Annotated in this window: 16 protein-coding genes and 7 pseudogenes; 13 read left to right on the forward strand and 10 right to left on the reverse strand. The window is 52.4% G+C overall.

Going from position 1 to position 22,602, the window contains the following annotated elements; genetic code table 11:
• The first annotated feature begins 443 nt into the window (after positions 1 to 443).
• Entirely contained in the window at positions 444 to 740 is a 297-nt protein-coding gene (locus tag DVA44_RS23885) for a helix-turn-helix transcriptional regulator (RefSeq protein ID WP_017384073.1), read from the forward strand.
• Between the two features lie 423 nt (positions 741 to 1,163).
• Complete coding sequence (locus DVA44_RS23890) at positions 1,164 to 1,820, forward strand: TetR/AcrR family transcriptional regulator (RefSeq protein ID WP_023280966.1); 657 nt, start codon at positions 1,164 to 1,166, stop codon at positions 1,818 to 1,820.
• Positions 1,821 to 1,882: 62 nt separating this feature from the next.
• Here the strand turns inward: DVA44_RS23890 and DVA44_RS23895 are convergent, their stop codons facing one another.
• On the reverse strand, positions 1,883 to 2,866 hold the full coding sequence (locus DVA44_RS23895) for an MDR family oxidoreductase (protein ID WP_023280857.1): 984 nt from the start codon (positions 2,864 to 2,866) through the stop codon (positions 1,883 to 1,885).
• A gap of 400 nt (positions 2,867 to 3,266) precedes the next feature.
• Between DVA44_RS23895 and DVA44_RS23905 the strand changes: the two genes are divergently transcribed.
• The 5 genes from DVA44_RS23905 (at position 3,267) to fghA (ending at position 6,840) form a co-directional block, all read left to right on the forward strand.
• Positions 3,267 to 3,964 (forward strand): IS1 family transposase gene (locus DVA44_RS23905; protein WP_223195083.1). Its coding sequence is split into 2 segments (ribosomal slippage): positions 3,267 to 3,516 and positions 3,516 to 3,964, totalling 699 coding nucleotides; the frame shifts between segments, so codons are not numbered across the junction.
• Between the two features lie 113 nt (positions 3,965 to 4,077).
• A complete protein-coding gene (gene frmR / locus DVA44_RS23910; protein WP_017384071.1) occupies positions 4,078 to 4,353 on the forward strand; it encodes a formaldehyde-responsive transcriptional repressor FrmR in 276 nt (91 codons plus the stop codon).
• A gap of 34 nt (positions 4,354 to 4,387) precedes the next feature.
• Positions 4,388 to 5,497, forward strand: a complete 1,110-nt coding sequence (gene frmA / locus DVA44_RS23915; protein ID WP_017384070.1) for an S-(hydroxymethyl)glutathione dehydrogenase — start codon at positions 4,388 to 4,390, stop codon at positions 5,495 to 5,497.
• Positions 5,498 to 5,540: 43 nt separating this feature from the next.
• Positions 5,541 to 5,939, forward strand: coding sequence for a VOC family protein (locus DVA44_RS23920; RefSeq protein WP_012561111.1), 399 nt, complete (start codon positions 5,541 to 5,543; stop codon positions 5,937 to 5,939).
• Positions 5,940 to 6,003: 64 nt separating this feature from the next.
• Positions 6,004 to 6,840, forward strand: coding sequence for an S-formylglutathione hydrolase (fghA, locus tag DVA44_RS23925; protein WP_012561110.1), 837 nt, complete (start codon positions 6,004 to 6,006; stop codon positions 6,838 to 6,840).
• 199 nt (positions 6,841 to 7,039) lie between these two features.
• Here the strand turns inward: fghA and DVA44_RS23930 are convergent.
• The 3 genes and pseudogenes from DVA44_RS23930 to DVA44_RS23945 form a co-directional block, all read right to left on the reverse strand.
• Positions 7,040 to 7,496: pseudogene (locus DVA44_RS23930) on the reverse strand (IS3 family transposase); the annotation flags it as partial.
• An 80-nt stretch (positions 7,497 to 7,576) separates the two neighbouring features.
• Positions 7,577 to 9,085 (reverse strand): group II intron reverse transcriptase/maturase, encoded by a 1,509-nt coding sequence (gene ltrA / locus DVA44_RS23935; RefSeq protein WP_001189111.1) that lies wholly within the window; start codon positions 9,083 to 9,085, stop codon positions 7,577 to 7,579.
• Positions 9,086 to 9,757: 672 nt separating this feature from the next.
• Positions 9,758 to 10,443, reverse strand: a pseudogene (locus DVA44_RS23945) (IS3 family transposase); the annotation flags it as partial.
• A 51-nt stretch (positions 10,444 to 10,494) separates the two neighbouring features.
• Between DVA44_RS23945 and DVA44_RS26305 the strand changes: the two are divergent.
• From DVA44_RS26305 to DVA44_RS23955, 3 genes and pseudogenes are all read left to right on the forward strand, one after another.
• Positions 10,495 to 10,641, forward strand: a pseudogene (locus tag DVA44_RS26305) (regulator); the annotation flags it as partial.
• Between the two features lie 69 nt (positions 10,642 to 10,710).
• A pseudogene (locus tag DVA44_RS26310) lies at positions 10,711 to 10,890 on the forward strand (hypothetical protein); the annotation flags it as partial.
• A gap of 169 nt (positions 10,891 to 11,059) precedes the next feature.
• Positions 11,060 to 13,711, forward strand: coding sequence for an excinuclease ABC subunit UvrA (locus DVA44_RS23955; RefSeq protein ID WP_012561117.1), 2,652 nt, complete (start codon positions 11,060 to 11,062; stop codon positions 13,709 to 13,711).
• 71 nt (positions 13,712 to 13,782) lie between these two features.
• On the opposite strand, the pseudogene DVA44_RS23960 reads toward DVA44_RS23955, so the two are convergent.
• Positions 13,783 to 14,082 (reverse strand): annotated as a pseudogene (locus DVA44_RS23960) (transposase); the annotation flags it as partial.
• 569 nt (positions 14,083 to 14,651) lie between these two features.
• A complete protein-coding gene (locus DVA44_RS23965) occupies positions 14,652 to 15,785 on the reverse strand; it encodes a glutathione-independent formaldehyde dehydrogenase (protein ID WP_022651297.1) in 1,134 nt (377 codons plus the stop codon).
• 570 nt (positions 15,786 to 16,355) lie between these two features.
• On the opposite strand from DVA44_RS23965, the gene DVA44_RS23975 reads away from it, so the two are divergent.
• From DVA44_RS23975 to DVA44_RS23990, 3 genes and pseudogenes are all read left to right on the forward strand, one after another.
• Positions 16,356 to 17,476 (forward strand): IS3-like element ISSen4 family transposase gene (locus DVA44_RS23975; RefSeq protein WP_087451024.1). Its coding sequence is split into 2 segments (ribosomal slippage): positions 16,356 to 16,614 and positions 16,614 to 17,476, totalling 1,122 coding nucleotides; the frame shifts between segments, so codons are not numbered across the junction.
• Between the two features lie 25 nt (positions 17,477 to 17,501).
• Positions 17,502 to 17,768, forward strand: a pseudogene (locus DVA44_RS23980) (four-helix bundle copper-binding protein); the annotation flags it as partial.
• Positions 17,769 to 18,215: 447 nt separating this feature from the next.
• Positions 18,216 to 18,812, forward strand: a pseudogene (locus DVA44_RS23990) (LysR substrate-binding domain-containing protein); the annotation flags it as partial.
• 41 nt (positions 18,813 to 18,853) lie between these two features.
• On the opposite strand, the gene DVA44_RS23995 reads toward DVA44_RS23990, so the two are convergent.
• The 4 genes from DVA44_RS23995 to DVA44_RS24010 all read right to left on the reverse strand — a co-directional run bounded on the left by DVA44_RS23995 (position 18,854) and on the right by DVA44_RS24010 (position 22,553).
• Positions 18,854 to 19,513, reverse strand: a complete 660-nt coding sequence (locus DVA44_RS23995; RefSeq protein ID WP_007897903.1) for an SDR family oxidoreductase — start codon at positions 19,511 to 19,513, stop codon at positions 18,854 to 18,856.
• Positions 19,514 to 19,807: 294 nt separating this feature from the next.
• Positions 19,808 to 20,644, reverse strand: coding sequence for a helix-turn-helix transcriptional regulator (locus DVA44_RS24000; protein ID WP_023279881.1), 837 nt, complete (start codon positions 20,642 to 20,644; stop codon positions 19,808 to 19,810).
• Between the two features lie 75 nt (positions 20,645 to 20,719).
• A complete protein-coding gene (locus tag DVA44_RS24005; RefSeq protein ID WP_048702732.1) occupies positions 20,720 to 21,499 on the reverse strand; it encodes a DMT family transporter in 780 nt (259 codons plus the stop codon).
• Between the two features lie 178 nt (positions 21,500 to 21,677).
• Positions 21,678 to 22,553 carry an MBL fold metallo-hydrolase gene (locus DVA44_RS24010; protein WP_017384065.1) on the reverse strand — a complete coding sequence of 292 codons (876 nt, stop codon included), beginning with the start codon at positions 22,551 to 22,553 and terminating at the stop codon, positions 21,678 to 21,680.
• Positions 22,554 to 22,602: the final 49 nt, after the last annotated feature.

The following is a 22,602-nucleotide window of genomic DNA, read 5'->3' on the forward strand; positions in this document are numbered from 1 at the left end:
AATTTCAGAGAACGTTCTTCGCTATTACCCTGCCCAGCCAGTTGAACACATTTTATCATCCGGCCCCGAGAGTGACATGTTCTCTGCCTGGTACAGCCTTCATCAGAGTCAAACTAGACGTTATTTACAGGCAAAAGAAGACAGCTACAGAGTTTAAGTCTGACATTATTCGTGGCTGTGTCTGCCTTCGGAGTTTTCAGCTTATCCCGATAACAGCGGTTTTGAAAAATTGACGTTTTTTACACCGGTACATTGCCCGAACGCAATCTCCCCCGTAGCGAAATACCGCCCCGCAGAAAATCGTCCATGCTCGGCATGCCCCTGGAACATCAGCATCTTTTCAATAAAGGTTTTACAGCCTATAGTCTGTATAACACAAAATACACCTTACCTGCTGTATTACAGGGCGGTACTCCCTACTCAGTCTGCGAGGCAGGTCACTTATGAATAATCAGTTCCCGATAAAAACGCTGAACCAGCTCAGACCTGTGCTAATCGGGTTTCGCAAAATCAAGGGCTTCACGCAAAAAGATGTGTCTGAGAGGCTTGGCGTAACGCAGCAAACCTATGCCCGCCTGGAAGCAAACCCTGCTAGCGCCAGTATTGATCGTCTGTACAAGGTATTCAGTATTCTGGGCGTAGAAATAACGCTGTCATCTATTTCCCCTTCACCCTTCATTTCCCACACAGAGATGAGGGGGGCATTTGACAGCACTCCCGCCAGACGGGAGAAATGGTGACTATTAGAAGTTTGCTAGTTTTGTCGAATGACGCCAACTACATGTCCGCATCCATCGAGTAGTGGCTTCAAGCCACGATTGTCACTGCCTCCGCTGCCTTTTTCCAGTAACTCTCTCCTTTTAATTCTAATATTTAGGGGTGTCAACGCAAAGCAGAAACGGCACCTTCTTTGCGAGACAGAAATGACCTGTGATTGCCTGGCCGATTTATGGCAGCTAAGTGCGAGAAGCGGATATAGCGAATTCGCCATTGTACGGGATTAGCAGGTTTACTGAAGCAACCTGCGATGGCGTTATGGCAATAGTCAGTCCCCTGTCCAGTCGGCATAGGTGGCCACCTCGTCACCGCCGGGGATAAACTGATTGAAGCCTCCGCGCAAAATCACTTATTCTTTTCCGTTAATAAAATGCAGGAGCAAAGTCATGACTGGCGAAATTCGTGGGCGAGGCAGGCCACGAAAAACAGAGAGTACCTATACAGATACCCGTAATGACCTGATCCGAAGCGGGCTTGAACTGCTCACGCAGAATGGTTTTCTTTCAACGGGAGTCGATGCCATTGTCAAAAATGCCAGTGTTCCTAAAGGCTCATTTTATTACTATTTCAAGAGCAAAGAAGAGTATGCCCAGACTGTTCTGAGCGCCTATGACAGTTTCTTTGTGCATAAACTCCAAAAACATCTGTATGAATCATCCTTCACACCAATGATGCGTCTGGAAAATTTCATCGACGATGCCTGCGACGGCATTAAAAAGTACAATTTCACCCGGGGCTGTCTGGTTGGCAATATGATGCAGGAGAGTCCGGGTCTTCCACTGTCCTTTATCAAACAGCTCCACGAAATACTTGAGCGCTGGCAGGCGCTTGTGGCGTGCTGTCTGTCCGACGCGTTATCTTCGGGCGAAATCCGTTCCGATATGAATAATACGCAACTGGCGGCCATTTTCTGGAGCAGTTGGGAGGGTGCCGTAATGCGTGCCAAACTTTATTGCTCAACCCAGCCTGTGTACGACTTCTGGAGCTATTTCAAAAAGTCAGTACGCTATCAGCCCTCTAAGGACACGGCTGTTGAAAAGTAAAAAAGGGGCCGCAGCCCCTGATAATAATTATCAAACCCAGGCTGAGCCTGGCTTCCACTTCATTAGCTACACTGAATTACTGCCCGGCCACGAATTCCGCCACTCAGAAGTTTTTCGGCCACATTGATGGCATCACTCAGCGGATAAACGGTGGTCAGGCTATCCAGTCTGGACTCCGGTAAATACTGTACCGCCTGCTGCCAGATCGCCGCTCTTTTTTCCTTCGCGAACATGACACTGTCAATCCCTTTCAGCGTGACGCCACGCAGGATAAACGGAGCCACATTCCCCATTAGTTCCATCCCCTGTGCCATGCCGCAGGCTGCAACAATACTGCCATAACGCACCCCGGCGCATACATTGCAGAGCGTATGGCTACCGACTGTATCAATGGCGGCAGCCCAGCGTTCTTTCTGTAACGGTTTTCCGGGACAGGAGAGCTCGGAACGGTTAATAATCTCGTCCACACCGACCGTTTTATAGAGCCAGGCAGCCTCTTCCGGGCGTCCAGTAGACGCCGTAACGCGGTACCCCATTGATGCAAGGATCATGGCCGCAATGCTCCCGACGCCGCCGCTGGCACCGGTAACAAGTACCGGACCATCTTCAGGCTTAATACCATGATTCAGAAGTGCGTCTACGCACAGCATCGCGGTAAACCCAGCTGTTCCGATTGCCATTACGTGTTTGCCGTTAGCGCCAGCCGGGAGCGGCGTCAGCCAGTCTCCATTTACCCGTGCTTTTTCGGATAGTCCGCCCCAGTGTTTTTCCCCAACACCCCAGCCGGTCAGGAGAACCTTATCTCCGGCCTGATATTCGGGATGTGAACTGGCGGACACTGTACCGGTAAAATCAATGCCGGGCACCATGGGAAAGCGTCGGACGATTGGGCCCCGGCCCGTAATGGCCAGTGCGTCTTTGTAGTTGATGGATGAATAGTCAACATTGACCTCCACATCCCCCTGCGGTAGTTCACTTTCAGCGATTTCAGCAAGTTGCGCACTATAGCGTCCATCTGTTTTGTTGATTAATAAAGATTTAAACACGTTCACCTCGTTTGTCCGGGCGTTTACCGTTCAGTCATTAAGTCGTCAATAAATAATATTGACCGATCGTCTAATAATCAACACTACTATCCCAGTGCTTTGCCAGCATTCAAGAAACATTATTCATTTCATGCACTTAAAGCTGTCTTTTTTGACCGACATCAAACTGTATTCTGGTTTATCTGGTGCAGAGGGAAAATCAGCATCCCTGAAGATACATAGCTAATGCTTCAGAACACGGCTGATGATGCGATAAAACAACCAGGCTTTAATGAGTTAGTCTGAGCGGACCTTCGGCTCAGTAAATAGGTCCGCTCCGTGCCAAGAGCAGACGCTGGTAATTCGGGTAATGGTGCCAACTTACTGATTTAGTGTATGATGGTGTTTTTGAGGTGCTCCAGTGGCTTCTGTTTCTATCAGCTGTCCCTCCTGTTCAGCTACTGAAGGCGTGGTGCGTAACGGTAAAAGTACTGCCGGACATCAGCGCTATCTCTGCTCTCACTGCCGTAAAACATGGCAGCTACAGTTCACTTACACCGTCTCTCAGCCCGGTACACACCAGAAAATTATTGATATGGCCATGAATGGCGTCGGATGTCGCGCCAGTGCACGCATTATGGGCGTTGGCCTCAACACGATTTTACGACACTTAAAAAACTCAGGCCGCAGTCGGTAAACTCACGCATACAACCGGGCAGTGACGTCATTGTTTGCGCGGAAATGGACGAACAGTGGGGTTACGTCGGCGCTAAATCACGCCAGCGCTGGTTGTTTTACGCGTATGACAGGATACGGAGGACGGTTGTGGCGCACGTATTCGGTGAACGCACGTTGGTCACGCTGGAGCGTCTTCTGGGCCTGCTGTCGGCCTTTGAGGTCGTGGTATGGATGACGGATGGCTGGCCGCTTTATGAATCACGCCTGAAGGGAGAACTGCACGTTATCAGCAAGCGATATACGCAGCGCATTGAGCGGCATAACCTGAATCTGAGGCAGCATCTGGCAAGGCTGGGCAGGAAGTCACTGTCGTTCTCAAAATCGGTGGAGCTGCATGACAAAGTCATCGGGCATTATCTGAACATAAAACACTATCAGTAAGTTGGAGTCATTACCGGTGCTCTGATATATTTATTATACTATAGTGGGGTATGTGTTGATCTTAATGTAATACTCCCCTATAGTATAAGAAATACAGAGCAGTGAGGTAAGCAATGCCCAGTACTCCTGAAGAGAAAAAAAAGGTCCTAACCCGGGTTCGCCGTATCCGGGGTCAGATTGATGCTCTGGAAAGAGCACTTGAAAGTGGCGCTGAATGCCGTTCCGTTCTCCAGCAAATCGCCGCCGTCCGGGGCGCCGCTAACGGACTGATGGCAGAGGTGCTGGAGAGCCACATACGGGAAACCTTTGACCAGAATGACAGCTACAGTCATGAAGTCAGTAAATCAGTTGACGATACGATTGAGCTGGTTCGTGCCTATCTTAAATAGGTGAGGCCATTATTACATTGAGGATATATTACGTATGAAATCACGTGCCGCTGTTGCATTTGCACCAGGGAAGCCCCTGGAGATTGTTGAAATTGATGTTGCTCCGCCTAAAAAAGGCGAGGTGCTGATTAAAAACACCCACACAGGTGTCTGCCATACCGATGCCTTTACCCTCTCAGGGAATGACCCTGAGGGCGTTTTCCCGGTGGTTCTCGGCCACGAGGGAGCCGGTATCGTCGTTGAAGTTGGTGAAGGCGTCACCAGTGTGAAGCCGGGTGACCATGTTATTCCGCTCTACACCGCTGAATGCGGGGAGTGTGAATTCTGCCAGTCCGGTAAAACGAACCTCTGTGTATCGGTTCGCGAGACTCAGGGCAAAGGACTGATGCCTGACGGGACCACTCGCTTTTCATACAACGGTCAGCCTCTTTACCACTACATGGGATGTTCCACATTCAGTGAATACACCGTTGTGGCCGAGGTTTCTCTGGCAAAAATTAACCCGGAGGCGAACCATGAACACGTCTGCCTGTTGGGTTGTGGCGTGACTACCGGTATTGGCGCCGTCCATAACACGGCTAAAGTGCAGCCGGGCGATTCAGTTGCCATTTTTGGTCTGGGGGCAATTGGTCTGGCTGCGGTACAGGGGGCCCGTCAGGCAAAAGCGGGACGTATTATCGCTATCGATACTAATCCGACAAAATTTGACCTGGCCCGTCAGTTCGGGGCCACTGACTGCATTAACCCGAATGATTATGACAAACCGATTAAAGATGTTCTGCTGGATATCAACAAGTGGGGTATTGACCATACCTTTGAATGTATCGGTAACGTTAACGTCATGCGTGCAGCGCTGGAAAGTGCTCACCGTGGGTGGGGGCAGTCCGTTGTCATTGGTGTCGCAGGGGCCGGACAGGAGATTTCCACCCGTCCTTTCCAGCTGGTCACCGGGCGCGTATGGAAAGGTTCCGCGTTTGGCGGAGTAAAAGGCCGCACTCAGCTCCCCGGTATGGTCGAGGATGCCATGAAGGGGGATATTGACCTTGAGCCATTTGTAACCCATACGATGACACTGGATGAAATCAATGACGCCTTCGAGCTTATGCATGAAGGCAAATCTATCCGGACAGTGATTCATTACTGATCCCATCAGAATTTTAATCAACTCAAACTGAAGGAAGTGGAAAATGACAACTCCGGTAATTTCTGGTGACGGCATCTTTTCTCATGTGTTCATTGGCGCAGCCGATGTCGAGAAATCCTCCGCATTTTACGATGTCGTCCTGGGCACGCTTGGTATCAATAACCTCGGCCCGTTTGGCAACGGCTGGGTACTCTATGGCCGCGAAAAGCCGGCATTTATCATTGCCCGTCCGGGCAACGGTGAAGCACCTTCCGCTAACGGGGTGACTGTCGGCTTCGCTGCTGCCACCCCGGAAGAGGTTGATGCTTTCCATGCTGCCGGCCTTGCCGCCGGTGGAGCTGATGAAGGTCAACCTGGCCCGCGTGGTCACCTTCCCGGGGCCTATGCTGCCTACCTGCGGGATCCGGCGGGTAACAAAATCACGGCGTATACGTTTATCTGACGTCCGGATTTAAAGATACTTCCCCTGGCTTCGGTCAGGGGAAATAACCATGAGATAACGGCTGATGGAACTCATTGAGCAGCATGCCAGCTCTGGCGGCTGGCAAAACGTGTACCGGCATTATTCACAATCCCTTAATTGTGAAATGAATTTCGGTGTGTATCTTCCTCCCAAAGCAGTAACAGAAAAACTGCCGGTACTATACTGGTTGTCGGGCCTGACCTGTACTGAGCAGAATTTCATCACCAAATCAGGTATGCAGCATTATGCAGCCCGGCATAACGTCATCGTTGTTGTCCCGGATACCAGTCCCCGGGGTAATAATGTCCCGGATGCCGACAGTTACGATCTTGGCCAGGGGGCCGGTTTTTATCTGAACGCGACGGAACAGCCGTGGAATGTTCATTACAGGATGTATGACTATATTCTCAGAGAGCTTCCGGATGTCGTCATGAATCATTTTCCTGCAACGGCAAGAAAATCTATATCCGGTCATTCTATGGGAGGGCTGGGTGCTCTGGTGCTGGCTCTGCGAAATCCTGGTGAATATGTGAGCGTATCAGCATTTTCCCCGATAGTATCGCCTTCTCAGGTGCCATGGGGGCAACAGGCATTTAGCGCTTACCTGGGTGAAAACAGAAAAACGTGGGAAGCCTACGATCCAGTCAGCCTCATTTTACAGGGTGAAAAATTACCAGAAATCTTCATTGATCAGGGGCTGAGTGACGCCTTTTATGAAGAGCAACTGCGCACCAAAATCCTTGAGAGAGTATGCAATGAGATGAACCTCAATGCGTCGTTCCGATATCATACTGGATACGACCACAGCTATTATTTCATTTCCAGCTTTATTGGTGAGCACATTGCTTACCATGCCAACAGGCTCAGGCTGTCAGCATGAGTTGATTTCCAGCCTCAGAAAATGTGCTTAATTTTCAGGCCTGAACAGGGCCTGAACCCTGCAGACCTGAGATGTACTGTAACTGAATCGCCACGGATAATCTAGACACTTCCGAGCCGTTGATGGACTGACCCCGCCCCGGTAGACGATCCTGCCCTATAGTTTGGACTGACCCCACGCCTGTAGACAAATCCTGTCCTCACGACGAGGCCTGTTCGAAGGCCTCCGGACTGACGTCGCCGAGGTGGCTGTGGCGCCGGGACCGGTTATAGAAGACTTCAATGTAATCGAAGATCCGCCCGGGCCAGATCCCTGGTTTTATATATGCGTTTTCTGATCCGTTCTTTTTTCAGCGAACTGAAGAACGATTCGGCCACCGCATTATCCCAGCAGTTGCCACGCCGGCTCATGCTCGGCGCCAGGTTATTGGCCCGGTAGAAGCGCTGCCAGTCGTCACTGCCGTACTGGCTGCCCTGATCGCTATGTACGATAACCTCGCTGTCTGGTTTTCGGCGCCAGACCGCCATCATCAGCGCGTCGAGCGCCAGTTCGCGTGAGAGAGTGGGTTTCATCGACCAGCCGACCACATTACGGGCGAAGAGATCGATAACCACCGCCAGATACAGCCAGCCCTGCCAGGTGCGGAGTAGAGTAAGAGGCAGGGCGTAGTCGGACTATTTCCCTGCCTCTCCTCCCCGAACCGGACGTGCACCTTTCAGCGCATCCGGCTCTCCATTTAAATGCTGGCGAACGCCATTGCCACTTCTGTAAAGCGCGATGTATACGTGTTTCTGGTCTCCGTCCTCAGATAGGGATTACCTTCGGGTAGCCGCCAGCGGAACAGCTTCTTGCCTTGCCCCACCAACCGGTACAGTATTTCGCCGCTGAGCTTGCCGTGATTGGTTTTACCAAATAAAACCCACGTTTTGCTCTGACCCGGTTTCGGTGATTTACACCACCACCTCATCAGGGAAGCGATACCTGTACGGTATTTGCGGGCCAGCCAGTGAGCCAGCTTCCAGAACACGACACGGTCGATATAACTGAAGACTTTGGCCTTAAAATCAACGAACTGATAGAACATGGCCCAGCCTTTCAGTTTTCGGTTGAGTTGTTCAGCCATATCGACTTTGCTTTCACTGTAGTTGCCTGATAACAGTGCTGTCAGCGATGCGGCGAAGTTTCTGGCTTTCTCCTGCGGGATCGTTGAGACCACTCGCATCTCGCCATAACGACTGCGTTTGCGAATGATCCTGTGCCCCAGAAAGATAAAGCCGTCATTAACATGGGTGATTTTAGTCTTATCCATGTTCAGCCTGAGTTTCAGACTGCCTTCGAGCACACCCCGACACTCCTCCCTGATGGCTTCCGCCTGTGCTTTGGTGCCTTTGACGATGAGGACAAAATCATCGGCATAGCGGCAGTACGCCACCGCGGGTTTCCACTGCCAGTTTTCTCTGACCGCCGTACTTCGGCCCCGTTGGATACTGTTATTCCAGTACCACCGATCTTTTCTGGCTTTCCCGCTCAGGTAGCGCTCATGCAGGTATTGATCGAACTCATTCAGCATGATGTTCGATAATAGCGGCGATATAACACCGCCCTGTGGTACACCTTCACTGGCCGCCCGAAAGAGACCGACATCGATATGTCCCGCCTTGATGGTTTTCCACAGCAGAGTCATGAAACGTGCGTCACTGATCCTGCGGCGTACAGCCTTCATCAGCAGTCGATGATGTACGGTGTCGAAGTAACTGGACAGGTCGCCTTCAATCACCCAGCGTCCCCGGGTTTCACCACAGTCTGTGAGCTGTAATTTCACCGTGCGGATCGCGTGGTGGACACTGCGCTCAGGCCGGAAGCCATATGAGAGCGTATGAAAATCACTCTCCCATATCGGCTCCATCGCCATCAGCATGGCCCGCTGAACAATACGATCCCGCAACGCGGGGATACCCAGTGGTCGCAGTTTGCCGTTGCTTTTAGGGATGTAAACCCGTCTGGCGGGCAAGGGCTGGTAGTGGCCTGAGAGTAATTCATCCCTGAGGATTTGCAGCTCAACAGCCAGTCTGGCCTGTAGCATTGTTTTGTTCACGCCATCAACGCCGGGGGTATGGGCCCCCTTTGATGAAAGCGTGATCCGCGCCGCTTCAGCCAGCCATTCTGGTTGTGTTATCAGACGCAGCAGCCGTTGAATCCGTAGGGACGGATCGGTGGCTGCCCATGTGGCAAGCTTGCGTTGCATTTCGCTGATTATCAAAGGTCTTCACCTCGTTAGGTCAGTTAATTCACGTCGCAAACACATTCAAACTGCTTCCCTTCGCCATGTAATGGGCTTTCCCCATCGCGGACTACTACGGAAGCTCCGCCAGCCAGCGCGTCATCGGAGCCATGCCCCCTTAACATCCGTCGCTGACCTTCCCCGGTTTACCTGCCTGGACTCAGGCATACTGAGGAGGCTGCCCGTCGCACTCTTTATCCTTGCTTGCCGCAAGTTGGCAGAAGTCAGCATCGCAAGCGTGATAGACGCTGCTGCCCCGGTGTTTCGCATACATGTCAAAACACCTTCGACCGGCAGTGCTTACGTATCACTGCCAGTTCCTCCTGCACGGCCTGTCAGATCACGTAGGCCGTGGTGACGTTTTCAACCCACAGAGGCGGATTAACGGGTTCATGTTCTTCAGCCTTTCAGTACTTAACCTTGAGGATCATCTCGGCTTAGTGATCTCGCCTCAATCCCCGTTGTCAGCGGGTTACATCACCCTGCGGGCATGCCGCAGGTCACTGCCGCTCAGGTTCTCCACCGTCACACCCGGTGGGATTGTTGGGTTTCTCATCGTGAGTTACCGGTTCAATATTCCAGACAGACTCGCGGTTCATTTAAGCATCCATGCCCGCCCTGAACTCCGGGCACACTATAAGTAATATCGGTGACCCAGACCTGGGTGGCCCGGACAACGGTGAACTGCCGCTGCACGAGATTAGGAGCAACGACTGAAGGCCTGCCAGCGATACGACGTGGCGCTTTATAGCCGCGCACAGCTTTAATCCGGTCCAGTTGCATGATCCGACCCACCCGGTTTCTACCACAGGTTTCCCCGATTTCGTTCAGATCGCCATGAACCCGCCGGTAACCGTATACGCCTCCGCTCAGGGAATATGAGTCGCGGATAAGCATCAGCAGGCGCTGGTTATCTTTATCACGCGCCGAGACAGGGTTATGCAGCCACGCATAGAACCCGGCCCGGGCGACATTCAGTACCCGACACATCGTCATCACACCCCATACAGTTCGGTGCTCATTGATAAAGCGGTACTTCAGTCGGGCTCCTTTGCAAAGTACCGCGCGGCCTTTTTCAGGATATCCCGTTCTTCTTCGGTGCGTTTTAGCTGCGCCCGGAGTTTCAGGATCTCGCTTTTAGCTTCCAGTAAATCCCGGGCATGCTGCTCGCTGTTATCAGGTTTGATAGCCCGTAGCCACTTGTAGAGGCGGTGTGCAGAGACGCCCAGACGCTCAGATACTTAGGCGACGGAATAACCGCGTTCCGTTATCTGACGGACGGCTTCTTCCTTAAATTCAGGTGTAAATCGTGGTGTGCCCATACGCTCCTCCTATACTCAAACTATAGGGCAGGATCGTCTACCGGGGCGGGGTCAGTCCAGGGAGCCGTTAACGACCTGATGGCGGTTGTTCTGGAAAGCTATCTTCGGGAGGAATTCCCCGATACGGGCAAACGAAATGAGTCGCAGAAGAGGTCAATCGACGACACCATTTCGATAGTCCGCTCCTATCTCCGTTAACTCTGCCAGGCAGATGTCTGATGGGGTCTAAAACTGTAATGAAAGGAAATGACATATGAAATCACGTGCATTATTCATCTGTATTTTTTAATTGGTACCCGAAACCGCCTGAGTGTCGCCATCAGCTGGGTCTGGAACCACAGCGTCGCGTACCGGGGAGCCCGCATTATCACGGGAGCCAAATCTCCGGTCCCGGGTACGCCGCCAGCCAGTTCTCATACAGAAGGCGGATCCGCAGGGTACCGCTGAAACTTCAGCGGTGTCCCACATGGTACCACCGGGCCCAGCTTCAGCAATCTGTTTCCAGTCACACAAACGCTTTTTTCGACGGGCTTTCTGATCGAGCGGTCCGGCACACCAGATACCGTCACAAGAGGTGGCCTTATTAAGAGCGGACACACCTAGCACAGGAAATTCTATGGCAAAGAAACTTTTCGGTTATCATCCCATCCTGACTGACGACAACAATTCAGTTGTGATTCGCGGTGCTCGCGAGAACAACCTTAAAGAGGTGGATGTTTCCATTCCGCGCAACGCATTGGTTGTTTTTTCGGGTGTGTCAGGCTCGGGTAAGTCTTCACTGGCCTTTGGCACCATTTATGCTGAGGCGCAACGGCGCTACTTTGAATCGGTTGCCCCCTACGCTCGTCGCCTCATTGATCAGGTCGGGGTTCCGGATGTGGATGCCATTGACGGACTGCCGCCAGCCGTTGCGCTTCAGCAACAACGCGGTGCCAGTAACGCGCGCTCCTCTGTCGGCAGCGTGACCACCTTATCCAGTCTGGTGCGAATGATGTACTCACGGGCGGGCGCTTATCCTGCCGGACAACCGATGCTGTATGCCGAGGATTTTTCTCCCAACACGCCGCAGGGGGCATGCCCTTCTTGCCATGGTCTGGGCCATATCTATGAGGTAACTGAAACACTGATGGTGCCCGATCCCTCACTTAGTATCCGTGAAAAGGCTATTGCTTCCTGGCCCCCGGCCTGGCACGGACAGAATCTGCGGGATATTCTGGTGACGCTGGGGTATGACATCGACACTCCCTGGAAAAATCTGCCAGCGGAAGACCGTCAGTGGATCCTTTTTACCGAAGACACCCCCACTGTACCGGTTTTCCCGGGACTGAGTCCGGAAGATACGCGCGAAGCCGTCAGGAAAAAAATGACGCCGGGTTATATGGGGACCTTCACCGGGGCACGTCGTTATGTGCTACATACCTTCGCCAGCACGCAAAGCGCGTTGATGAGAAAACGAGTCTCCCGTTTTATGGAAGGCAAGCTGTGTCCGGTCTGTCACGGGAAAAGACTGAAGTCAGAATCATTGTCCGTCACCTTTGCCGGTGTGGACATTGGTGAATTTATGCAGATGCCCTTAGACCAGCTGGCGGAATTGCTCCTTCCAATCTCCCGGGGGGATTTCAGTGCCCACCACGCCGGCGCAGATGCCGACAGGGATATCACCCGTCGGGATCTGACAGAGCGTGCTGCATCCGGAAAAGCGGTCCATTCCGATAACGCCGATGTCTGCCGGACATCGGCGTTATCGGAAGAGAAACGACTGGCGGCACAACGGCTGACCGGTGGTGTCATGGCCCGGTTGTATCAGTTGCAGAAGCTGGGGCTGGGTTATCTTACGCTGGACAGAGCAACCCCAACTCTATCTGCAGGAGAGCTTCAGCGACTGCGTCTTGCCACGCAACTCAGTTCGATGCTGTTTGGTGTGGTCTATGTTCTTGATGAACCGTCTGCGGGTCTGCACCCCTCAGACAGTAAAGCGCTTTACGATGCGCTTGAGAACCTTCGTGATGCCGGCAACTCGGTGTTTGTCGTTGAACATGATCTTAACCTGATGCGACGGGCGCAATGGCTTGTTGATGTGGGACCGTCGGCTGGTGAACAGGGAGGACATGTTCTCTACAGTGGTATTCCTGAAGATCTGAAAGCCGTCACCCAATCTCGTACCGCGCGTTATTTATTTGATGAAGTCCGGCCACCACAATCTTTTGCCCGTATCCCATCCGGGTGGCTGAAACTGCAGGGGATCCATCGCCACAATCTTAAGTGGATCGATGTTGATATTCCTCTGGGTGTGCTGACAGCCGTGACGGGAGTCTCTGGCTCCGGTAAATCCAGTCTGATTGCCCAGGCCTTACCGGAACTGGTGCTTTCTTCACTTGGCGGTGAGCCAGAAGACGTGCTTTCCGAAGCCAGCGACGCTGAGGGGCCATCCGTAACGGAGAAAACGTACGGTACCCTGACCGGTGATACCGGACTGGTAAAGCGTCTGGTTCAGGTTGACCAGAAACCGATAGGCAGGACCCCCCGTTCAAACCTGGCGACATATACCGGGTTGTTTGATCCTGTTCGTAAGCTCTTTGCCGGAACGACTGACGCCAAACTCCATCATTACGATGCGGGTCAATTCTCTTTCAATGTGGCAAAAGGCCGCTGTGCAACCTGTGAAGGTGAAGGATTCGTCAGCGTGGAGCTGTTGTTTATGCCGAGCGTGTATGCACCGTGCCCGACCTGCCATGGCGCGCGGTATAACCGGGATACTCTCAGGATCTGCTGGCAGGACAAAAATATCGCGGAGGTCCTGCATATGACGGTGGATGAAGCCAGTCAGTTCTTTGCGACTGAAGAACCAGTGGCTCGTCCCCTCCGTCTGCTGAGTGAAATTGGTCTGGGCTACCTGCGTCTGGGACAACCAGCAACCGAGTTATCCGGAGGGGAGGCGCAAAGGATCAAGCTGGCAACCGAACTACAACGTAGCCAACGTGGCCACACGTTGTATATCCTAGATGAACCGACAACCGGCCTGCATGCTTCAGACGCCGACCGCCTCCTTGTGCAGCTGCAGCGGCTTGTTGATGCAGAAAATACGGTGATAATGATTGAACACGATATGCGGGCGGTTACTCAGGCAGACCAGGTTATCGACATCGGTCCTGGAGCGGGACATGAGGGAGGACGCCTGGTTGCCGCAGGAACTCCCGAACAGGTATCGCAGGTCAAAGAAAGCCGTACCGCACAGTATATTGCCAGGGAACTCTCACGGAACGGTTAAAAAGGGCTGTGTCGTCATTGCGTCAATGGCGGCACATTCCCGGCGTGTTCTGTATCAGTAATCTCCCGCAGGTATAATTTCAGCGCATCCCACTGGTTCAGCGCGTACGCGAACGCCTTCGACAGCTCCGAGTGCCGTGACAGCGTTTTCTGCTTTTCACGCAGCCAGCCCTCCAGCGCGGTCAGCAGCGGTACCGCTTTTTCCTGCCGAATGGCCAGCCGTTCCGCCGCGCTTTTGCCCCGGATGCCCGCCTCGATGCCATACAGCTCGCCGATACGGCACAGCGCTTCGGTCGTGGTGTCAGAGGGCGTCCGCACGTGCACGTCCGCCTGCAACACCCCGCTGAACCCCGCAAGATGCGACTGCGGATGTGTAACGCTGGCGTGATAGAAATTTTAAGTCAGTCATCAGGTGTCCACCTAATTAGGGGTCAGTTTGGATATCGAAAATTATTGTACGTCAAGGTTATTTTTTGACCTCTCTACTTTAGCGGGCCTCAGCCGACGAAACTTATCGGAAGCCGGTACCGGCCAGTCTGACTGAAGATGGAAGCAAAATTAATGCTGTGGGCTACCATACCTTCTTTAACAGGTGATTTGTGAACTGCAACTTCTCGGAACGGGAGTTTGCGCAAGGACCGGAAGTCCGCTTTTCGCTCATAGCGGACCGTTCCTGCGCACATGTCTGCTATGTGGTAGAGGCAGACAATACTTACAGCACAGGGCGTTAATAAATACGGAACAGATCAACCGCAGATGCCTCCTCCTGAATGTATTAATTTTGCTATCTCGTCGGCAAAATCAGGGAACAAGTCTGGATATGGAAGCGCCTGGCAGCTGAAAGTATGAATAATAACGCCCTGACAGGATATTTTATTGCACCCTGTCAAAAGTCATACATTCTTTCCCGGTTTTTGCTTTCTCATACCGGATAACTCTATTTAAGGCTTAAGGATAACCTTCGTCCATCCTTCATCCCGCTCATCGAAGTGCTTATATCCGGCAGGAGCCTCTTCAAGCGAAAGACGATGAGAAATTATTTTGCCCGGACTGGCTTTATCGTGATGGATGAGGCGAGACAGCTGACGGTTATAGGCCTTAACGTTCGCCTGGCCGGTACGGATTGCCTGTCCTTTAAACCAGAAACTCCCAAAATCAAATGGCATCTTACCCTCTCTGGCAAGCTCCGATTCAGCCCCCGGATCCTGAGGAATAAAGACGCCAACCACACCAATTCCCCCGGTTGCTTTCGTCGACGCAACAAGACTGTTCATGGTAACAGAGTTATCTTCATGGCCATGTTTGTTACAGCACTGATAGCCAACACATTCGCAGCCACAATCCGTACCGCGTCCATCCGTCAGGTCGAGAATTTTTTGTACAGCTTCATCGCCAGTAGCATTGATGCCCGTCGCCCCCATTTTTTCAGCCAGAGCCAACCGGTCTGTGTGCGTATCAACCACAAACACCTGTGAAGCACCTTTAATGATCGCCGAATGAGCTGCCATCAAACCGACCGGCCCCGCGCCATAAATGGCCACGCTTTCACCAGGCTTCAATCCGGCAAGTTCTGTTGCATGCCAGCCGGTAGGAAAAATGTCAGAGAGCATCACATAATCATCTTCTTTTTCTGCCGCATCAGGGGGAAGAACAAGGCAGTTAAAGTCGGCAAATGGCACCCGAAGAAGTTCCGCCTGACCTCCCTCCCAGGGACCCATTTCAGCAAAACCATAAGCTGCGCCTGCCGTACCCGGATTGGTAGTGAGACAAAAGCCGGTCAGACCTTTTTCACAGTTTTCGCAAAAACCACATCCCACGTTAAACGGCAGACAAACATAGTCGCCCACCTTAATACGTTCAACGCCTGAGCCAATTTCGACCACTTCACCCAGGTTTTCGTGACCCAGAATCCGTCCCTGTTCAAAGCTGGTCCGGCCCTCATACATGTGCAAGTCCGACCCACAAATGTTGGTGGTGGTGATGCGGACGAGTACATCCGTGGGGCGGACAATTTTCGCATCCGGTACGTCTTTTACTTTTACATCATAAGGACCGTTGTAAATTACTGCTTTCATGATCTTCTCCTTCTTGCGTGCGGAAAGGAAATGCTGCCCCGCGGATTGGGGTATCAATCGAGTTTAGCTGCCATAACAGATCTCGCGATCGGCGAAAGGACGATTAGGATGTTTCTTAACTAAGTGCATTGAAGTCTGTAAGACAGGTACTTACCGATGAAGGCTGCCTGGAAAACGTAAAAACATCACACGTTAATCCGGTTTTTTTAAGCAGGCAAGGGATTACGGACAGCTTTGAGCGAGAAGCGGATAAAGTAAATCTATCTCATTTCTGCATTGTGCCAGAAGTAGACATAGGTGAATTAGGTAACCCTAGAGATGCACTTTGAATCAATGATATGAAATGCTGAAAAGGTAATTAACTAATTCAAAATTTGAATAATCAGTTATCTCTTCCATGCTTAATACGTAACCTTAGCTAAGGAGAAATTATGTTAGACGAATACAAAAAATGCATCGAAGCCTGTTATCTATGTGCAACGGCATGTGATAACTGTGCTGACCTGCTCCCCGTTGATTAGTACACCCCGATGTTAGTAATGTCTTCATAAGCCACATGAGGACATCCCCATGAAGAAGCGTTTTTCCGACGAACAGATCATCAGTATTCTCCGCGAAGCCGAAGCTGGGGTACCCGCCCGTGAACTCTGCCGCAAGCATGCCATTTCCGATGCCACGTTTTACACCTGGCGTAAGAAGTATGGCGGTATGGAGGTGCCTGAAGTTAAGCGCCTGAAGTCGCTTGAGGAAGAGAACGCCAGACTCAAGAAGCTGCTTGCCGAAGCCATGCTGGATAAAGAGGCGCTTCAGGTGGCTCTTGGGCGAAAGTACTGACGACAGACCAGAAGCGGGAAGCCGTGATGTTGATGTGTGATGCGACCGGTCTGTCGCAACGTCGTGCCTGCAGGCTTACAGGTTTATCCCTGTCGACCTGCCGCTATGAGGCTCACCGTCCGGCTGCTGATGCGCATTTATCAGGGCGCATCACTGAGCTGGCACTGGAGCGCAGGCGTTTTGGCTACCGTCGTATTTGGCAGTTGCTGCGCCGTGAAGGGCTTCATGTTAATCATAAGCGCGTGTACCGGCTTTATCACCTCAGTGGCCTGGGCGTAAAACGCAGAAGACGTCGTAAAGGGCTGGCAACAGAACGTCTGCCGCTGCTCCGTCCGGCGGCGCCCAATCTGACCTGGTCGATGGATTTCGTCATGGACGCACTTTCCACCGGTCGCAGGATCAAGTGTCTTACCTGCGTCGATGATTTCACAAAGGAATGCCTGACGGTCACTGTTGCCTTTGGGATTTCAGGCGTTCAGGTCACGCGTATTCTGGACAGCATTGCACTGTTTCGAGGCTATCCGGCGACGATAAGAACTGACCAGGGGCCGGAGTTCACTTGCCGTGCACTGGATCAATGGGCCTTTGAGCATGGTGTTGAGTTGCGCTTAATCCAGCCGGGCAAGCCAACGCAGAACGGATTTATTGAGAGCTTTAACGGACGATTTCGCGATGAATGTTTGAATGAGCACTGGTTCAGCGATATCGTTCATGCCAGGAAAATTATTAATGACTGGCGGCAGGATTATAACGAATGCCGCCCGCACTCCACGCTGAATTATCAGACACCGTCTGAATTTGCAGCGGGCTGGAGAAAGGGTCATTCTGAGAATGAAGATTCCGACGTTACTAACTGAGTGTTGTATCTAATCGTGGGGGCAGGTCAGTGCGGCTTCGTGTCTCGACGAAGAGAATCTGGAGATGATGCGCGAGTGCATAAAACTGGATATGCAGTGTGCAAATATCTGCCGTCTTGCAGCTCAATTCATGACACTAAATAGCGGGTCTGCCCAGGATCTTTGCCGTCTTTGCGCTGATGTTTGTCAGAAGTGCGGTGACGAGTGTGGAAAGCATGAACATGACCATTGTCAGGATTGCTCAAGCGCTTGTCATCACTGCGCCGAACAATGCAGAAAGATGGCCGCCTGAGAAAAACTCAAATTACCAAACCCGCTTCGGCGGGGTTTTATATTCCCGGTAATAAGTCGTAGAAGGATGAGATAGATGAGTTTAAGAGTACGGGCGGGAAATAGATCTACTCGAAAGTACTAGCCTCAATGACAAATTCTGGCACAGATTATTTGATTGGCTCAATGTCCGTTTTCGCTGACAGCGGACTGCACCCCGCCGGGGTGACCGCTTCGTGCCAGAATTGGACGTTTCCAAAATCTGCATGCACTAATCGGTGGAGAGCAGATCTCACTGCATAGCCATGCAGACGCGCAGAAATCATCAGGGGCGTTTGAAAGGTGCCGGAAACAGGCGGGAGGCCGCAGAAACGTGCTGAGGGCGCCTGCGGCGGTGCGCCCAAGGGTTGTTATGTTTAATATGGCAGAACTTTCCTGTCGCTATCATTTTGACGCCCGCTATTCGCTCATAGATATGCCTGTCGCGTTTGCGGCTTTACTTGTTATACCCAACCTGCCTGATTTTTATCGCCAGCATCCCGGAATTGAAATTATCCTGAGCAGCTCAGACCGCCGACGGAATATGCTGCATGATGGCCTGGACTGCATACTGAGGGTGGGGGAGCTGGACGATGGCGACTATATCGCAAAGGAGGTGGGAACCGTTAAAATGACGACCTGCGCCAGTCCTGCGTATCTTGATCAACACGGCACCCCGGAAACAATGGACGAGTTGCAGCAGCATCAGGCCGTCAACTGGATTAACAGCAGCAACAGACAAGTTATGCCCTGGACATTCGGGACGTCAGAGGGCTCCACCGAAATTGAACTTCCAGGCAGGCTTGTCGTGGATAACTCAGAAGCCTACATTGCAGCAGGCCTGGCGGGGCTGGGAATACTACAGGGCATGAATATTTTTTTGCAGCCTTATCTCGATCGCGGGCTGTTGGTAGAGGTTCTGCCAGATAATACGTCCCCGAATCGCAAACTGTAACTTCTGTATCCGCACCGCCATCTCTCCCGAAAAGTACGGGCGTTTACCGACTGGCTGGAAAGTTTATTGTAAACGCCTGGGGGCCTGCAGCCTGCTGGTACGTGCGCTGCCTTTTATCGGCCCGCCAGCTTCTGTATGGCTTCACGGACAGGAGCATCGCCAGACGTCAGCTCAATGATGACGCGGCTGACGGCAGGTTGCTCAATGAGTTCAGCCAGCGTAGCCGCCACGTCATCACGGGGCACGTTACCATACGGGATGGCCAGGCCGGCACGTACATAACCCGTACCAGTCTTATCCTGCAGCGCGCCGGGGCGCAGGATCACCCAGTCAAGCTCGCTTTGTGCTAGTTCCACATCGGCCATTTTTTTAACACGCATATAATTTTCGAATGATTCAGAAGTGGTTTCTCCCCGTGCGGACTCCGGGAATGCAGAAACGAGCAGAAAGCGAGACACACCGGCACTGAGGGCGGCAGCTACCGACTTTTTCAGCCCTTCGCCGTCGACCGCATTGGTCATCTCCTGTCCCCCCTTACCGCCGGCACCGGCAGTAAACACCACTGTATCACTACCTGCAAAGTGCATCGCCAGCGCAGCTGCATCCAGCTCTGTCAGGCTCCCACTGACGGGCTCAGCACCCAGCTCGCCTAGCAATGCCTGCTGCTCTGGCTTACGGTAGAGGGCACGAACAGCATGCCCCCTACCTGAAAGGATCCTGCACAGACGCTGGCCGATTTTGCCTGCACCACCGATAATGAAAACATGAACCACAGTTGTCTCCTTCTGGGGTTATGATGTGTCCGAAATTATAACCTGACATCAGGTCAGTTCCTTTGAGCCTGACCGATTGCACTGCATGCTGCTGCCAGCACCAGACAGCTGGTCAGATACTCAGTTGTTCTTATAGCTGAGAACAACAGCCGTACCGATTTAGCTCTCCCGTCACGATGAGAACTCCTGAACCGGTTACACGCAATGCCGGCCAATATCTTCCGTTATATTCGAAAGATCCACGCAAGTTACTGAAGTGCGAGGGACGCAATGTGTACCTTGAACGAACTGAAGTCAGCGGAACCCTGAAGGTTCGATTCCATAGCGTTCAGAAAACTGCTTGCTGAAGCTCGATAGTGAATTGTAACCCACCCGCCCCGCGACCGTTTTTACCGGCAGCGTCGATGTCATCAGCAGGCGGAGAGCCTCCGCGATACGTGCATCGGCGATAACTGAGCGTAAGCTGGTTGACTCACTGGCCAGGTGGCGCCGAAGCGTGGGGCCACTGAGTCCCGTCAGATCTTCAATTTCAGCAGCACTCCAGGGATGAGCCGGTTTGTCCGCTACCATCTGACGGATTTTCATGGCCAGACTTGGCTGCCGGGCTCGCAGCAAAGCATGGTATCCCATGCCATAAAGCCAGAGCACCACTTCAACCATGGCGTGCAGGGAAAGCGGACGCTTCCCTTCCCGCATTGCGGCTGTCCAGCGGTTAAGGGGTGAAAGAAGAGCTGATACGGAAATGGCTGCGATGCTGCCGGTGTCCTGTGGTGGTGGTGCGGCAAGTAACAGCCTGGCTGCTTCAAGCTGTTCCTCCGCGAGCACCACGCTCAGGGCAACAAACTCACCACTTTGTTCTGAAGGGGCATATTCTATATCGATGCTACGGGCATTCGGGACGACCATAATCTCGCCCGGGATCACCCGGTGCCATTTCTCATTTTCACGATACCGGAATTCTCCTTCCAGCGGGAAGGAAAGGGTCGCACCTTCCACCTCGAACTTCTTTACCTGATGCGTCTGTTCTGCGCGAAGGCAATCGCAGGGAAGTGGAAAACGGGAGCGTGCCAGGGTAAGAAGCTCAGCGAGGAGATCATCAACGGGAGAATCGGAAAAGCTGACTGTTTGCATATTCATCCGGAATTTGACTTTGACCGCTATTATACGTCGCCATATACAAAAGCATACAGCGACGCGTGCGGTTGTCTATTCCCGGATGACAAAAATCAGGCCGATTATAGTTATTGCCATACCCACAAGCATGGGCAATGTAATGGCCTCTCCAAACAGCAACCACGCTTCAGCTGCCGTGAGAATGGGAACCAGGTAAAAGTAAGTAGCGACTTTGGTTGCTTCACCGCTTCGTATCATAAAAATCAGCAACATAATCGCCAGAACCGATACGCCAATAACCAGCCAGCCCAGACCCAGCGCAAATGATAAGCTCCACTGCGTCGGAGCAGATTCGAACATCAGGCTAATTGCACCCATCGATATTGTCAAAGTGACGTACTGTAAAAACGTGTTCGCAAAGATATGTCCATCTCCCTGAGCACGGCGCTGATAAAGCGCTCCGATCGTTACGCCAAATAACCCCAGCATGACCGACCCAAAAGCCACAGGATCCAGTGCAAAACTATGCTGGCCTGGCGAGAGCACCAGGAAAACGCCCGCAAAGCCAATCGCAATACCCAGCCATTTCCGGGGATGCAGGGACTGACGGTGCATGAGTGAAACCAGTATTGCAGTCAGTACCGGCTGCAGGCCGGTGATGAGCGCCACAATGCCTGACGGCATGCCACGATGGATGGCATAAAAGCATCCGCCCAGAAAGAAGCTCTGCAGGAAAAGTCCGACAATCAGGTTGCGAACCATTCCTCTGCCGGACGGAAAACGGGCCCTGAACCCCAGTGTAAGCAGCAGAAGGACCAGACAGGAAAATGCGCCACGCAGGAATAAAAGATGAAACGGCGCGCTGTACTGCACGGTAAATTTGGCTGCGACAAACCCTGACTCCAGAGGAATACAAAAAGCCAGGGCGCAAGAGTAATGAGCCATTTTTTTGTGAGGCAGTGATATTCATAGTATTGCAGGTGGGTTCTTGTCGGGCGATATGAAAGGGGATCTTCCCGGTCACTATTGTGTGCACCGGGAAGGAAGGTGATCAGACTGCGGGTGACCACAGGTCGTAATTCAGTGCGAAGCTGTTACCTTCACGGATAACCTTACCGGTAGTAGGCAGGTTGAAGTGCATACCACTGACAGCCAGGTTATCGCTCGCTGCGCGGTCAAGCACTTTGCTACGGATGGCCGCCGCCGCCGCAGGATCGCTGTCGAACGCGATAGTAACGTCAGGCTGAGCAACCTGAATGTGCGGGAAGTGAACAATATCACCCCAGATGAGCAGCGACTCTTTTTCATCACCCAGCAGATAACCGGTATGTCCTGGTGTATGGCCGAACAGCGGTACAGTCTGAATACCTGGTAAAATCGCTTCCTCGCGGAATGGCACCAGTTTGTCGTCATAAGCGCTGAAGGCGTTCCTTGCTACTTCAAAGAACGGCTTGAATGCGTCAGGCGCGCCAGCGGAAATGGTTTCATCACGCCAGAAAGCGAGTTCTTTCTCATGCACAAACAACTGCTGAACATTGCGGAAAACGGGAGTCTGCAGGGGGCCTGCAAGCCCGCCGATATGGTCAGGATGCGCGTGAGTCAGGAGAAGGGTATCAATCTGAAGCGGGTCAATGCCTGCCGCGGCCAGGGCTACCTGAAGCCGACCGCCCCAGCCATTGATACCTCCGGCACCACTGTCAATCAGGATGGTTCGCTCAGGCGTCTGGATAACGTAGACGTTGATATTAATACGGGGTACTGCTGGCACACCGCGCTTCTGCAGTAAATCCTCGGCACGTGAGCCGTCAATACCAGACAGCAGCTCAAAAGATACGTCCAGATAGCCATCACTCAGCATGGTCACAGTCATGTCACCTACTTTTTTGCGATTGATAGCCGGGGCCTGCCAGTTCAGTTGTGAAGTCATATTGGTCTCCGTTACGATTAGAGGTCATCAGGTTTTACTTTAGCAATAG

Origin of the sequence: Leclercia sp. W17 (assembly GCF_003336325.1) — a bacterium.
GTDB lineage: Bacteria > Pseudomonadota > Gammaproteobacteria > Enterobacterales > Enterobacteriaceae > Enterobacter.

Coding starts and splice junctions, on each gene's coding strand:
- DVA44_RS23885 (WP_017384073.1), top strand. CDS start 444: ATGAATAATCAGTTCCCGATAAAAACGCTGAACCAGCTCAGACCTGTG.
- DVA44_RS23890 (WP_023280966.1), top strand. CDS start 1,164: ATGACTGGCGAAATTCGTGGGCGAGGCAGGCCACGAAAAACAGAGAGT.
- frmR (WP_017384071.1), top strand. CDS start 4,078: ATGCCCAGTACTCCTGAAGAGAAAAAAAAGGTCCTAACCCGGGTTCGC.
- frmA (WP_017384070.1), top strand. CDS start 4,388: ATGAAATCACGTGCCGCTGTTGCATTTGCACCAGGGAAGCCCCTGGAG.
- DVA44_RS23920 (WP_012561111.1), top strand. CDS start 5,541: ATGACAACTCCGGTAATTTCTGGTGACGGCATCTTTTCTCATGTGTTC.
- fghA (WP_012561110.1), top strand. CDS start 6,004: ATGGAACTCATTGAGCAGCATGCCAGCTCTGGCGGCTGGCAAAACGTG.
- ltrA (WP_001189111.1), bottom strand. CDS start 9,085: ATGCAACGCAAGCTTGCCACATGGGCAGCCACCGATCCGTCCCTACGG.
- DVA44_RS23955 (WP_012561117.1), top strand. CDS start 11,060: ATGGCAAAGAAACTTTTCGGTTATCATCCCATCCTGACTGACGACAAC.
- DVA44_RS23965 (WP_022651297.1), bottom strand. CDS start 15,785: ATGAAAGCAGTAATTTACAACGGTCCTTATGATGTAAAAGTAAAAGAC.
- DVA44_RS24000 (WP_023279881.1), bottom strand. CDS start 20,644: ATGCAAACAGTCAGCTTTTCCGATTCTCCCGTTGATGATCTCCTCGCT.
- DVA44_RS24010 (WP_017384065.1), bottom strand. CDS start 22,553: ATGACTTCACAACTGAACTGGCAGGCCCCGGCTATCAATCGCAAAAAA.